The following is a 14,250-nucleotide window of genomic DNA, read 5'->3' as shown; positions in this document are numbered from 1 at the left end:
CAATGGCATTGCAGGGGCACGCATTAACATTGCAAGGGGATGCAATGGCATTGCAGGGGCACGCATTAACATTGCAAGGGGATGCAATGGCATTGTAAGGTATTGCGAAATTTAATTTGCTACAAATTAATGAAATGCTGTACTAAGCGATCGCGAGTTGGAAGTGTTGCGCCTGATGGAAGTACTCAAAAAATGTCATCATAGTTAAAGTGAAAACATTCTGGAGACAAGACAACGGTTTACGCACGCCCTTTAGCACGGTTAATTGAACAATTGCAACGCCTACCGGGAGTTGGCCCCAAAAGTGCCCAACGACTGGCTTTGCATATTTTGAAGCGACCAGAAGCAGAAGTAGAAGCTTTGGCACAAGCTTTAATTGAGGCAAAAAAACAGATAGGGTTGTGTTCTGTTTGCTTTCACTTATCTGCTGAACCTGTTTGTGAAATTTGCCGCAATGCCAACCGTGACAATAGCACTATCTGTGTTGTTGCAGATCCTCGCGATGTGATTGCGTTAGAAAAAACCCGCGAATACAAAGGTAAGTATCACGTTTTGGGCGGGGTAATTTCGCCAATTGATGGAATTGGCCCAGATCAGTTGAATATACTAGCTTTGCAGCGTCGGGTGAGTCAGCAAAAACCTCAAGAAGTAATTCTGGCAATTAGTCCGAGTGTAGAAGGGGAGACAACAACCCTGTATATCGGTCAGCTATTGAAACCATTTACTAAGGTGACGCGGATTGCTTTTGGTTTACCTGTAGGTGGCGATTTGGAGTACGCAGATGAAGTTACTTTGGCGAGGGCGTTGGAAGGCCGTAGGGAGTTAGATTAAATTTTGTTGATTTTGCTGGTTAATCATCTCGACTATTGACTGTACATAACATCCGATCGCAAAACGTACTTTCGCCCCTGGATAATAGTAGCGCCCTCATGTACTAGTTCGTGGACAAAACACAAAGCCATACCTGTTACCGGAAGCACAGCTAGATTAGATAAATCTTGGTAGTATTCAGGAAGATAAAAGCGAGTTTCGCCGCCTTCAAAGCCTTCATTCAGATAAATCATGAAAGTCAATAAACTTTCCTCACCGTTAGTTCGTCGATAAGGACCATCATGGTGAGGTGCAAACCTCTGACCTGGATCGTAGCGATAGAAACGAAAACGCTCATTCAGCCCAACTGGATGCCATCTACCAATGGTCTTAGGAATATAATTTGACACACGCTGCCATAAATCAAAAGCACGCTCCCGGTCATCTAGAATAACGCGCTGATTATTGCGGATGTCGGGACGCATTTTAAAACCTCGGTGGGTAGTAATAGGAGCATCTGTATAGCCAATATTTTCTGTTAAAGTAATATACTCAGCGCATTCTGCTGGCGAAAGAATATTTTCCAGCGTGAAAATTTGGTTGCGAAGCAAATCTTTCTTAGTCATGGTTAAGCTGATTGAGATTTACAACAGTTTTCATATATTTATGAACCACACCTGTCTTAGTGGCACAAGGACTTGCGCCACTACTAAAATTTAATAGACCTCTTGCAAAAATCGTTGAATCACCCCTCCCCAACCCTCCCCTTATGAAGAGGGAGGGAGCAATATTTCAAGTTTCCCCCCAATATATCGGGGGGATTAAGGGGGGTCGATTCGACTTATGCAAGAGGTCTATTGAACAGAAATAGAGTTTTAGTGATGATTTGACCCTAGCAATTCTGTAATTGTAATCAGTAATTCCGTTGGTTGTACTGGTTTGGCAATGTGTTTCTGAAAACCAGCTGCTAAAACTCGATCGCGATCGCTTTCTCCAGCATAGGCGGTAAGAGCGATCGCCGGAATTTCCCCGCCCTCCTCTTTGGGCATGGCTCTGAGCATCTTAATCAAGCTATAACCATCCATTTCTGGCATTCCTAAATCACTGATTAATAAATTAGGTACAGCCTGTGCCATAATCATAAATGCCTCATTTACCGATGCTGCGCCAGTTATCAACGCCCCATTCTGTTGTAGCAAGAAGTGCAGAAACTCCCGTGTGTCAACATCATCATCAACAATTAATATCCGTAATCCACGCAGGACTGACGAGTTAAATTTCTTCCCTCCTCCTCCTACTTTTTCTGCACCGTCACTCTCCTTCATCACGGGCAGTCTGACAGTAAAAACTGCTCCCTGTCCAATTCCTGGACTAGCTGCTTTTACAGTACCACCATGCAACTCTACTAAGTGACGAACTATTGCCAATCCCAGTCCCAGTCCGCCGAATGCCCTGGTTGTGCTGCTGTCCGCTTGACGAAAATATTCAAATACGTGGGGTAGAAACTCAGGGGAAATACCTTGACCTGTATCTTTAACTTGAATTAGTGCAGAGTGGAAACTTAATTCACGACTCAATGATAAACTGATTTCGACTGAACCACGAGAGGGAGTAAACTTGACTGCGTTTGAGAGTAAATTCCCTATAACTTGCTGTAAGCGATTATAATCGCCTAACACTTTACCAACATTGGGGTCAACCTGTACTTTAATCTGGATAGATTTAGTTTCGGCAATTAACCGGACTGTTTCTAATGCAGCATCAATTACAGCTACTAGGTTAACAGTGGCAAAAGTCAGGTTCAACTTACCGCGAATAATTCGGGAGACATCCAGCAACTCATCAATTAATTGAATCTGCAATTGAGCATTTCTTTCGATGGTTTCTAAAGCACGACTTGTAGTCACTTCATCAAATTTGCGGCTTTTGAGTAGCGATGACCACCCTAAGATGGGGTTGAGGGGCGATCGCAATTCGTGAGAGAGAATAGCGAGAAACTCATCTTTATTCCGGTTTGCCTGTTTGAGTTCCTCTGCTTGTTGCCTAAGTGCCTTTTCTAATTGCTTCCTAGGGGTGAGGTCAAGAATAAAACAGATCCAAGACGCTGGATCTCCCTCCACCAAAGCACCACCAATTAGTATCGGAATGCGGGAACCATCCTTACGAATGTATTCTTTTTCAAAGGGAGTACAGATCCCAACCGTTAAAAGTTGTTCTAGCCCCTGCCGATCGAGAGCATGATATTCAGGTGGGGTGATGTGTTGTCTGCGTATCTTACCCGCTAAAAGTTCCTCTCGCGTATAACCCACCATTTCTAAAAAAGCCTCGTTCGCCTCAGTAATGTAATCAGGAGTGGCGAACATAATGCCAATAATGTTGGAATCAACTAACCGCCTTAATTGAGTTTCGCGCTGGCGCAAATCATTTTCTACCTGCTTGCGTTGGGTAATATCCTGGGTAGTACCCATCATTCGTACTGGCTTACCCTCGACATCATAAAAGACGCGACCTTTAGCAGAAATCCAATGAATACTACCATCAGACCAAGGGATGCGGTATTCAATATCACAGTCAACCTGTTCTTCAATAGAGCGGGCGATCGCTTCATGAATGCATTGGCGGTCTTGTGGATGTACACAGTTGAGGAAAATATCAAAGCTGATTTCGGCTTCTAGGGACACTCCAAACAGCTGCCGACATTTGTCTGTCCAAATCACCTCGTTGGTGGTGATATTCCAAAACCACATACCCAGTTCAGCAGCATTAGTGGCCAACCGAATCCGTTCTTCACTCTCGCGCAGATTTGTTTCAATTTTTTGACGTTCCCATAGGGCAGCTTGCTGTTCGGTAATATTAGTACTCGCACCAACTACCCTAACGACCTGACCATTTTCATCCCGGACAGCAAACCCCTGGTCTTCCACCCACAAATAGCGGCCATCTTTGTGACGCACTCGATATTCAATCCGATAACGGTTTCCATTGGCCATACTAGCCATGAATTGGTCATTAACTCTTTCTTGGTCATCGGGATGAATGCGTTCTTGCCACCACTGGAAGGTCGGTTCAGTTTCTTGTTGTGTGTAGCCAAAAACCTGGGTTAGACCTTGAGTTCTTTCCACAGTATTTCTGCCAATCTCCCAGTCATAGATTAGGCAATTAACCGCCGCTGCTGCTAGCTCAAACCTTTCATTACTTTGCCGCAAGGAAATTTCTATGTGTCGTCGCTCTGTAATATCAAAAGCGATCCCCAAAAGATATTGCGGCAATCCATCAGCTGTTCTGCTGTACACAGTGTCATAGCTACAAAACCAGCGCCACTCTCCATTGGCGTGTTGAATCCGGTATTCAAAGCTAAGGACTTCACCCTGATGAGTAGAATTAAATTTTTCAAAATAGCTAGGAAGTCGAGCCAAATCTTCAGGGTGTAGAAGTTGGGTAGATAAATCCTTGCCCATTGCCTGGATTTCTGCTGGTCTATAGCCCCAACTTTGAGCAATTTCGTAATTAACATAAGCATTTCGCTGCTCAATTAGGTCATAAATGTAGAGTATTCCTGGAAGAGTGCCAGCAATTTGTTGAAACAGACGTTGACTATCCCACCATGCCTGAAATTCATTTGTATCAACTTGTTGAGTATCTTGTTCACAACTACAGCCCTCCTGCAACTGGGCGTGCTTAAATGCCGTAATATCCGAAAAAGTTGTCACGATCGCGTAGGGATTGCTTCCTTCATTTTGAAACAGAGGTTGCGAGGACAACAATAGCCAGACTAGCTCACCATTTGGCTTATAAAAGCCACACACCACATTTAAGCAAGGTTTACCTGTATTTTGGGTAATGCTCGCAGGGTGAGTCTCACTTAGCAAAGGAGAGCCATCTTCATGAATAAATTGCCACTTGGGGTCGAGCAAATTTTGCCCCACAAGCTGTTCTGCGGTTAGTCCCAAAATGCGATCGCTAGCGACATTGCAAGCTTGGATAGTGCCATCAGCCAACTGAAGCACCATTCCTTCTTCTCCACTGGCGACTAGCGAAGATTTTGCCTTTTTACTAACTTGCCGATGCAGCAGCTTATGATTAGCCAGCTGGTTGTGGAACTTTTCCGCGTCTGGCATTCTAAAAAGTTAAATAATTTTAAAGTTAATCTAAGATTGAGCGGCTCATACTTACATAAATTCTAGGGCAATTTCTTCCAACTTGAACCAGAAGCAGCGAAACAGTGCTGAGTAGCGAGTGCTGAGTAAATAAAAGTAATATATTGCACTTAGCACTGGCTCAACGCCCCGCTATCGCTAACAGCACTCTTAAATCTTATAGACTTAGGGAACTTACGCAGAAAATTAAACTCATTACTCATTACTCATTACTCAGCACTCTTAAATCAACCCCCAACATGAATACCAGGTCGCATTTGGGGATTCTTTTCAGCTCGCCGCAGTACTTCACGGGTAACTACAGCAATGTCACCTTCGCCAAACAAGATAAAACGCAATAGGTATTGTATGGGATTTCCTTCAACCCAACCGAAGTAAGCATGGGGAATCTTACCTGTTTGGTCGCGAATGTAAAGTAGTAAAGCTGCGATCGCATTCGGTACTGCTGCACTTTCAGCCCGGAGGATGCGATAATCACCAACTTGCACCCCTTTTACTACGATCACATCCGCAAATTCTGAAGCATCGGATACATGAATTTCTAGAAACAGAATTGGATCGTTGGCTGGAATATGATTGTCTTCGCGTACCTCTTTCTCTTTCATAAAATACTCTAGGACATCGCCCGTATTCAACCGATTTGCAATCAGTCGTATTGTTCCCTGGCTATCTTCAGCAAAGAATTGGCTAGCAAGTTCGTCAACTTCAATTCGCTCTGCTCGCAGTTCTGTTGAACGCCAAACACGAGAAACCAGCGAGGTAAAAATGATCGCACCGATGAAAAACCCAGCAATCCTAATCCCTTCTGGTCTTTCGATGATATTGACAATGGTGGTATATAAAAATAACAGTGTAATGATGCCAAAAACGAGTCTGGCCCGCTTCTGTCTGTGACGGTGGGCTGATAAAGTTACAGCAAAGGCGGCTGAAGTGATCAACACCAGCACACCAGTTGCGTAAGCCCCACCTTGGGCTTCTACACTTGCTTTGAAGATAATTGTGACAACAAAAGCGATCGCTGTGTAGACTAACACTAAAGGTCGGGTTACTCGTGCCCAATTGGGTGCCATGCCATAGCGTGGTAGGTAGCGAGGCACGATATTTAACAGCCCTGCCATTGCAGATGCACCTGCAAACCACAAAATAGAAATAGTACTTAAATCGTAAATTGTGCCAAAGGCATTGCCTAAATGCAAATGTGCTAAATAAGCAAGGGCCCGTCCGTTGGCTTTGCCCCCCGATGCAAATTCTGCGGTTGGAATCAGTAGAGTGGTTATAAAGCTGGTGGTAAGCAGAAAGAAGCTCATAATCACAGCAGCAGTGGTGAGCAACTTGCGTGTATTCCGAATCCGCCCTTTGGGATGGTGCGAAGTGTTGTTACTGCTACCTTTAACCAGAGGCATAACGGTAACACCAGTCTCAAAACCTGACAATCCCAGTGCGAGTTTAGGGAAGATGAGGAGAGAGATGCCGATTAGCATCAAAGGGTTAGAATGGCGTGCAAAAAGTGCAGTTTGCCAGTTAGCGATCGCTTCTGTGTGAGTTAATATCTGGTACACACCGACGCCAACGACAATGAAGTTTAACAGCAGATAAGCTGCTACCAAAACTACTGCAATCCCAATGGCTTCTCGGAAACCTCTCAAGAAAACTGCACCTAGTAATGCAACTAATATCAGGGTAATTGCGATCGTCTGATTGTGAAGCCAATTTGGTGTCAGCGGATTTTCGATGATATGGGCTGTGGCATCAGCTGCTGACAAAGTAATGGTAATAATAAAGTCAGTTGCCACAAAGCCAAGTAAGCACAGTACAAGTAATTTGCCTTGCCACCAGGGAAGTAAACGCTCTAACATTGCGATCGACCCTTCACCATGAGGGCTTTCAGCAGCAATGCGCCGATAGATTGGCAACGCTCCAAAAAGCGTTAGCAAAACCAGAATCAGGGTAGCTATAGGAGAAAGAGCGCCAGCCGCCAGTGCTGCAATCCCTGGTTGATAGCCAAGGGTCGAGAAATAATCTACACCAGTCAAGCACATCACCTGCCACCAAGAATGCTGGCGATGTACTTCTTCCTTGCGGTAAGGCCCTTTTTTTTCTCCTCGGTCTTCTTCAAGCAACCAGTGGATTAACTGACTGCCGAGCCGTTTTGTTGAAACAATTGATTTAGCCATCAAATACGGTTGTGTTGCAAAAGTCGGCTTTGTGATTTTTTTAAGCCTTCGTGGTTTATTAAAATTTTTAACTACAAAGGCATAGCACTATTATTGTATGTTAAGCATCCTGTCTGATTTACAAAATATATAGTAGCTGTTCGTAGTTCTCTGGGTATCAAGATCAATTGCAGCTTCTGTATGGAAAGAATCAATATTGTACGCGTATATTTTGGGGTTAATGCTTTCGTATCCTTAGCACCTTCAAGCTGCATCAGTTCTAAAAAAGGCGCTGCTAAATAAGGTAGGTACGCAATTAACAAATCTGTCTTAAAATAAAAGTCATTTTTATTGATATAGGAATCATATTTGATTTCTGAAAAAATCTCGGTAGGCAAGTGAGTCTCGTGAGTCCAATCAATAAATAATCGGTGCAGGTTGACTGCACCGATTACCAAATGTCACTCGAATTGAACAAACATCCCATTGTTTCACGCCAATGCTGAAGCTTGGGGTTTGGCAAAAATCATTCTTCCTGCTGTAGTTTGCAAAGCACTGGTAACTACTACTCGTAGTTCACCACCCACATAATTGCTACCTTCTTCAACGACTACCATTGTGCCGTCATCTAAGTAGCCAATGCCTTGACTGGGTTCTTTGCCTTCCTTGAGGATTTTTAAATCCAGGTTGTCGCCAGGTAAATAACTGGGACGGACGGCATTCACTAAATCATTCACATTCAAAACAGGTACTTTCTGAACACTGGCAACTTTAGACAAGTTGTAGTCGTTGGTTAGCAATGTGCCGCTAATTTCTTGGGCGAAGCGTACTAACTTGGCATCCACTGTGGGGATATCTTCGTAGTCAACTGTATTAATCAGGATGCGATCGGGATAATCTTCTTTAATACGGTTGAGAATTTCTAGCCCTCGCCTTCCCCGTACCCGCTTTTGATCTTTGCTAGCATCCGCGACTTGTTGAAGTTCTTGCAAGACAAACTGCGGTACGAGAATTTGCCCTTCTAAAAACCCTGTTTCTAGTAAGGCTTCAATACGACCATCAATAATACAGCTAGTATCTAGAACTTTGGTATTAGCTGGTTTTAATGTTCCTTCCACTACCATCGATTCAACGGTGTTGGGATTAATGAACCGCAATAAGCCTCGCCCGTGGGTGTCTGCCAAATTCATGCCAGTAACGGAGAGTATAATACTACCAACAACTGCCACCAATGGCTTAATAAATCCAAAATCTGCCGGGATCGGGAGCAAAAATAGTGGGGCTAGCATCAAGTTGGCTAGTAATAGCCCAATCACTAAGCCGATCGCACGAGTTAAAATCACTTCTAGAGGCATTTCTTTGACTTGTGATTCTAGGCGACGATATGTCGTCTGGAAACTCAGCCCGATCGCACCACCAATAATAGCGGCAAAGACGGCAACAACTAAGCGTAAAGCTTCTAGATTCGTTACCTGATCTAGCGCCCCATTGGGTAGTAGTTCAATGCTGTAGAACCCTATTCCCGACGCTGCTAGGATAAATGAGAAAATAATAATGGCGTCAAGCATGGTTGTCTTGTTTTCCTGCAACTGTGTTAACCGATAAAGTTAAGTATTTTTTATTTCATCGGTAAGATAAACTCATCAATATTGACTTACACTAAGGGTTTAGGCTGACAATATCTGCAATTATTATAACCAAAGGCTTTTATCTTAATATTTTTCATTGTTTTGTTGTAAAACGACAAAAACTTGTAAATAAACTACTTATTTTGATTGTCTCTAATTCGCAGTTGGATTAACTTAAAAGTTTTCTCAAAATGAGTAAAAAATTTAGTATTTCTGGAATTGTGAGTTCTGCTTATGTGCATATTCCCTTTTGCAGACGGCGATGTTTTTATTGTGATTTCCCGGTGTCTGTTGTAGGCGATCGCTTGCGGGGCGAAACATCTGGTACTATCTCCCAATATGTTGAGGTGCTATGCCAAGAAATTGCCATTACACCAGCATTTGGTCAACCTTTGAAGACAATTTTCTTCGGTGGTGGTACTCCTTCGCTGCTCTCAATAGAGCAGCTACAACAGATACTGACAGAGCTACAGAAGCATTTTGGGATTGCGTCTGGGGCAGAGATTTCTATGGAAATTGACCCAGGCACCTTTGACTTAGCCCACATAGCAGGCTATCGCAGCGCAGGCGTGAACCGGGTAAGTTTGGGTGTACAAGCCTTTCAATCAGAATTATTGCAGAGGGCGGGGCGATCGCACTCAGTTGAAGATATTTTTGCAGCTGTGGAACTAATCCACCAAGTCGAGATTCCCGTATTTAGCTTAGACTTAATTTCTGGGTTGCCGCATCAGTCTTTGGATCAATGGCAGGATTCCTTAGAAAAGACGGTAGCGATTGCACCCACTCACATTTCCATTTACGATCTCACTATCGAACCAGGTACAGCCTTTGGTCGTTACTACAAACCTGGCGATACTCCTTTGCCCACGGATGAAGCCACAGTCAAAATGTACCAGATGGGGCAGCAGGTTTTAACTAGTGCAGGTTATGAGCATTATGAAATTTCCAATTATGCTCAACCTGGGCATCAATGTCGGCATAATCGAGTGTATTGGGAAAACCGCCCTTATTATGGCTTTGGTATGGGTGCGGCGAGTTATGTTGAGGGGAAACGATTCACCCGTCCGCGTAAAACTAAAGAGTATTACCAGTGGGTACAAGCTGGCGCTGTAATTGATTGTGATTTTACCCCCCCAAAGGAAGTATTGTTAGAAACATTAATGTTGGGGTTGCGTTTGGCGGAGGGTTTGAGTTTGGCGGCGTTGGCGGAAGCATTTGGCGAAGAGAAGGTGGAGGAAATTTGTCGGTGTTTGCAATTGTATTTTGAGAAAGGTTGGGTGGAAGTTGCAGAGGGAAAATTGCGTTTGATTGATCCCCAAGGATTTTTGTTTTCTAATGTGGTGTTGGCGGAATTGTTTGAGAAATTGGGGTGACGAACCGCAGAGGCGCAGAGAAGCCAGTGCGCCCTAGCGGGTTCCCCGACTTGTTCGCGCAGCGTCTCCCCTTGGGAGAAGCAACTGGCGCGGCATAGAGAGAGGAGGGAAGATTTTAAGCTGATGAGGATTGATGCAAAAAAATAAAGTTAGAAAAGCTGTGATTCCGGTAGCTGGTTTCGGTACTCGTTTGTTTCCAGCTACTAAAGTTGTCAAAAAAGAACTTTTCCCGATTATCGATCGAGATGGTAGGGCAAAACCTGTGATTCTCGCAATTATTGAAGAGGCAATTAGTGCTGGAATTACAGAAGTAGGGATTGTGGTGCAGCCAGATGACAAAGAAATATTTGTAGATTTCTTGAAAAATCCACCCAAAAAAGAACTTTTAGAAAAACTTTCACCACAAAATCAAGAATATAGTCGATATCTCGAAGATTTAGGTAGCAAAATTACTATCTTATTGCAAGAGGAGCAATTAGGCTATGGTCATGCAGTATTTTGTGCCAAAGATTGGGTGAAAAATGAGCCTTTTTTGCTCATGTTGGGCGACCATATTTATGCATCTGACATTGAAAAATCTTGTGCGCGTCAAGTTTTAGATGTTTACGAACAAGTTAATAAAAGCGTTGTTGGCTTAACTACAATGCCAGCAGAAATTCTTAATACAGCTGGGTGTGTAACAGGAGTTTGGCAAAAGTTAAACTCGATTTTAGAAGTTACACAACTCTATGAAAAACCTACCATTGAGTATGCACAACAGCATTTGCGTGTAGAGGAAATGGCAGAAAATGAGTTTTTATGTATATTTGGTTTGTATTTACTAACGCCGAAAATTTTTGACTTTTTAGCAGAACATATCAACCAAAATTTCCGAGAACGAGGCGAATTTCAGTTAACATCTTGTCTTGATGGATTGCGTCAGGAAGAGGGAATGACAGGATATGTTGTTAAAGGCAAGTGTTTTGATACAGGTTTGCCAGATGCTTATCGTCAGACAATGATTGATTTTAGAAAAATATAGATTAATCTCGGTTCAATTCATTTGTCTGGGAGGATCTCGCTTTTTAAGATGGTTCAAACAGAATAGTAATCTATTGAGTTAAGCAGAGGGATGAGCAAAGAATTGAGGCATCTTGAAACTATACCGTTTAATTTGCCCCTGTTGATAGCCTTCTTTTTTTGTTAAAGCAGTTTTCAGGTAGATGAGTTACAAAATGCAGGACTCTAAATCAGACACAAACCTTAAAAAACTACCTCAAAACTAGCGGTAGTTAGAGCAGGAAAAGAGGTAGCATCCAATTGTGCAAATTTCCCCCCGGAATTAATCGCAGCAAAATTATCCGCCGAACCATTAGGGTTATAAAAGAGACTACCATTTGCGCTATTATAAACGATCGCTGCACTACTACTTGCAGCTAAAGAATCGTTTGTCACTGTGGCAAAGTCTGCGGAATTTAATTGAGTCGGGAAGACTGAGTTACTTAGAGCAGTAAAGGTAGATTTAGATAGTTGGATCTTATCTTCCTCAAGAGTGAAGTCACTAATAATATCAACTCCGAGTTCCCTAATATTAAACTTCGATCCTGTTGCAAATGCAAACTTATCTGAACCAGCGCCTCCTTTTAGTAAGTCGTCCCCACTATCACCTTGTAGGTAATCGTTGCCTGTGTTGCCGATCAGAGTATCTATTCCACTACTACCAAAAAGAATATCATCACCTTTGCCTCCCATGAGGTTGTCGTCATCACTACCCCCATCTATGATGTCTGCACCATCTCCACCAAAAAGGATGTCAGAACCTGCCCCTCCATCAATGTAATGATTACCAACAACACCAGAAAGCGAAATATTGTCATCACCATCCCCAGCAAAAATAACCTTATTGCCAGCTGAAAAATTCCCCGAACTAAAGGTGTCATCTCCCTTAGTTGTAGTAACATCACTACTTATCGCATTTCTGGATCGAGCAACTGCCTCTTTTATGACATCAGCAAGATTCTCACTTGTAGAACCAACAGTTAGTACACCACCTCGGCCAAGCTGGGTAACTAGTGTCTCGTAATTGGCTGCAACATTACTCGTAGTTAGAAAAATTGGAATAATATTATTTGCTTCTAGCGCAGTTTTTACTTGTCCGATCTGTGGATAATCTTCAAAAGCATCAGCTATCGCATCTCCATTATTGCCAATACTATCTGGCCTAACTGCTGCGCGATCGCCGGCAACGTGATAAATACTATCGGTGGCTATTATCACAACACGAAATGAACCTACTCTGTAACCAAGACTGCCGTTATCTAAAGCTGCAAACAAGAGTGCAAATAATTGTGATTCTGGCCCATCATTGCCACCAAAAGCTTCAAAGTCAAAGATTTTGTCTTTAATTGTTGTGACATTATTTGTCAAAGCGACTTCTGGTTGATATACATAGTCAGCGTAACCCCCAAAAGGCACAAGTGGCTTATCCTTGAAAGAGGCAATACCAAATTTCAGGTCATCACCAAATATCTCTGCTAACTTCGGGTTGGTTAAGCGATTTACCGTCGCAGGAAGTACGGCTTTAAGCTGGACTACACCCTCATTAGATGACGATGTTAAGTCTTGCAGCAGAACAATATCAGATACTAAACTCATAGTTTTTTCCTCTGACTATTTTGATTAATGGGTTGTATTGGAAAGTGGCTGAATAGTATTTCAGCTTGATATTAGCAAGGTTAATTGATTTAAGATAGTACTGAAACTGAAGAAAATATAATCTCTTTCAAAAAATATTTACTGTGTCCTGACTCCTGCCTCTACCCTACTTAAGGTTATAGTTGCAGACTTAACGAGAGAGAATGTCACCAGATATAAGTTAAGCTAAAGTGCGTCAATGGGTGAGCAGTGAAGATAATGCTTTGGATTAGAGGATGAATCAGTATTTTGCAACGGTTGCTCGCGGATTAGAAACCCTTGCGGCTCAGGAGTTAGAGCAACTGGGTGCCCATTCCGTAGAGCCGGGCTTTTGCGGTGTAGCCTTTGAGGGCGATCGCACTTTACTTTATCGCGTCAATCTCTGGGCTAGGCTGCCGTTCCGAATCTTGGTGAATATCAATGAGTTTCCATGCCTTGATGCCAAGGATCTCTATCGCGGTATCCAAACCATCGATTGGCAAAACTATCTGACGCCAGATATGACGCTGGCGGTGAATGTCACGGGCAAAAACCAGCACCTCAACCATAGCCACTTCACATCTCTTCAGGTCAAAAATGCGATCGTCGATCAGCAGCAAGAAAATCTGGGCGAGCGTTCAAATGTAGAGCTTCATGAACCAGATGTGCGGGTTAATGTTCATATTGAACGCGACTTTTGTACCGTTAAACTCGATAGTTCTGGAAATAGTCTGCACCGCCGAGGCTACCGCCCTGCGGTTGGAGTAGCCCCTCTGAAGGAATCTCTCGCTGCTGCCCTGATTCAACTTTCGGGTTGGCAACCAAACCAGATGTTCTACGATCCTCTGTGTGGATCTGGCACTTTACCCTTGGAAGCTAGCTTAAAGGCACTGAATATCGCACCAGGGCTGTTTCGCGATAGCTTTGGATTTGAAAATTGGCTCGATTTTGATCTCTCCCTTTTAGAAAAACTGCTCCAAGAAGCTAAGGACAGTCAACTAGATAGCCTGACTGCACCTATTTGGGGAAGCGATCGCGATGAAAATATAATCGAGCAAGCGATTAATAATGCTCAAAACTGCGGCGTTGATAACCATGTATGGTTTTCTCAAATGGAGCTTGCTGATGTTGTCGCCCCCGCAGACAGTGGGATTTTATTTTGCAATCCACCTTATGGCGAACGGCTGGGGCGAGATAGCGATCTAGGGGCATTTTACAAACTTTTGGGCGATGTACTGAAACAACGCTTCAAAGGCTGGACTGCATTTGTACTGAGTGGCAACAAGGAACTGTCTCAATCGATTGGACTAAAATCATCCCGGCGGATTGCGGTGTATAACGGAGCGCTACCTTGTCAGTTAATGAAATATGAGTTGTATTAAGACAAAGACGCGATAAATCGCCGTCTCTACAAAAGACCGATTATTTGTAGAGACAGCGATTCATCGCGTCTTACCTGTGATATTTTTAATACTCT

9 protein-coding genes are annotated in these 14,250 nt (G+C 43.2%); 4 read left to right on the top strand and 5 right to left on the bottom strand.

Translation table 11 applies throughout. From position 1 onward, the window contains the following. Window positions 1-273: 273 nt before the first annotated feature. Window positions 274-831, top strand: coding sequence for a recombination mediator RecR (gene recR, locus V7K44_RS31070; RefSeq protein WP_334937618.1), 558 nt, complete (start codon window positions 274-276; stop codon window positions 829-831). 32 nt (window positions 832-863) lie between these two features. On the opposite strand, the gene V7K44_RS31065 is transcribed toward recR, so the two are convergent. The 4 genes from V7K44_RS31065 to V7K44_RS31050 form a co-directional block, all read right to left on the bottom strand. After that, entirely contained in the window at window positions 864-1,436 is a 573-nt protein-coding gene (locus tag V7K44_RS31065; protein ID WP_334937616.1) for a prolyl hydroxylase family protein, read from the bottom strand. A 249-nt stretch (window positions 1,437-1,685) separates the two neighbouring features. Then, a complete protein-coding gene (locus V7K44_RS31060; protein ID WP_334937614.1) occupies window positions 1,686-4,928 on the bottom strand; it encodes a hybrid sensor histidine kinase/response regulator in 3,243 nt (1,080 codons plus the stop codon). A gap of 266 nt (window positions 4,929-5,194) precedes the next feature. Further along, window positions 5,195-7,141 (bottom strand): amino acid transporter, encoded by a 1,947-nt coding sequence (locus tag V7K44_RS31055; protein ID WP_334937612.1) that lies wholly within the window; start codon window positions 7,139-7,141, stop codon window positions 5,195-5,197. Between the two features lie 470 nt (window positions 7,142-7,611). After that, complete coding sequence (locus V7K44_RS31050) at window positions 7,612-8,688, bottom strand: PIN/TRAM domain-containing protein (RefSeq protein WP_292811999.1); 1,077 nt, start codon at window positions 8,686-8,688, stop codon at window positions 7,612-7,614. Between the two features lie 251 nt (window positions 8,689-8,939). On the opposite strand from V7K44_RS31050, the gene hemW reads away from it, so the two are divergent. After that, complete coding sequence (gene hemW, locus V7K44_RS31045) at window positions 8,940-10,121, top strand: radical SAM family heme chaperone HemW (protein WP_334937610.1); 1,182 nt, start codon at window positions 8,940-8,942, stop codon at window positions 10,119-10,121. A gap of 133 nt (window positions 10,122-10,254) precedes the next feature. Then, the gene (locus V7K44_RS31040; protein ID WP_334937608.1) at window positions 10,255-11,142 is read left to right on the top strand and encodes a UTP--glucose-1-phosphate uridylyltransferase; all 888 of its coding nucleotides are present in this window, start codon (window positions 10,255-10,257) and stop codon (window positions 11,140-11,142) included. Window positions 11,143-11,363: 221 nt separating this feature from the next. On the opposite strand, the gene V7K44_RS31035 is transcribed toward V7K44_RS31040, so the two are convergent. Next, entirely contained in the window at window positions 11,364-12,755 is a 1,392-nt protein-coding gene (locus V7K44_RS31035; RefSeq protein ID WP_334937606.1) for a hypothetical protein, read from the bottom strand. Window positions 12,756-13,030: 275 nt separating this feature from the next. Between V7K44_RS31035 and V7K44_RS31030 the strand changes: the two genes are divergently transcribed. Beyond that, the gene (locus V7K44_RS31030) at window positions 13,031-14,155 is read left to right on the top strand and encodes a THUMP domain-containing class I SAM-dependent RNA methyltransferase (RefSeq protein ID WP_334937604.1); all 1,125 of its coding nucleotides are present in this window, start codon (window positions 13,031-13,033) and stop codon (window positions 14,153-14,155) included. Window positions 14,156-14,250: the final 95 nt, after the last annotated feature.

The organism is Nostoc sp., from assembly GCF_036917235.1.
Lineage (GTDB): Bacteria > Cyanobacteriota > Cyanobacteriia > Cyanobacteriales > Nostocaceae > Nostoc.
Note: the sequence above shows the minus strand (reverse complement) of the source record. Positions and strands in the feature narration are given on the sequence as shown.

Coding starts and splice junctions, on each gene's coding strand:
- V7K44_RS31065 (WP_334937616.1), bottom strand. CDS start 1,436: ATGACTAAGAAAGATTTGCTTCGCAACCAAATTTTCACGCTGGAAAAT.
- V7K44_RS31060 (WP_334937614.1), bottom strand. CDS start 4,928: ATGCCAGACGCGGAAAAGTTCCACAACCAGCTGGCTAATCATAAGCTG.
- V7K44_RS31055 (WP_334937612.1), bottom strand. CDS start 7,141: ATGGCTAAATCAATTGTTTCAACAAAACGGCTCGGCAGTCAGTTAATC.
- V7K44_RS31050 (WP_292811999.1), bottom strand. CDS start 8,688: ATGCTTGACGCCATTATTATTTTCTCATTTATCCTAGCAGCGTCGGGA.
- hemW (WP_334937610.1), top strand. CDS start 8,940: ATGAGTAAAAAATTTAGTATTTCTGGAATTGTGAGTTCTGCTTATGTG.
- V7K44_RS31040 (WP_334937608.1), top strand. CDS start 10,255: ATGCAAAAAAATAAAGTTAGAAAAGCTGTGATTCCGGTAGCTGGTTTC.
- V7K44_RS31035 (WP_334937606.1), bottom strand. CDS start 12,755: ATGAGTTTAGTATCTGATATTGTTCTGCTGCAAGACTTAACATCGTCA.
- V7K44_RS31030 (WP_334937604.1), top strand. CDS start 13,031: ATGAATCAGTATTTTGCAACGGTTGCTCGCGGATTAGAAACCCTTGCG.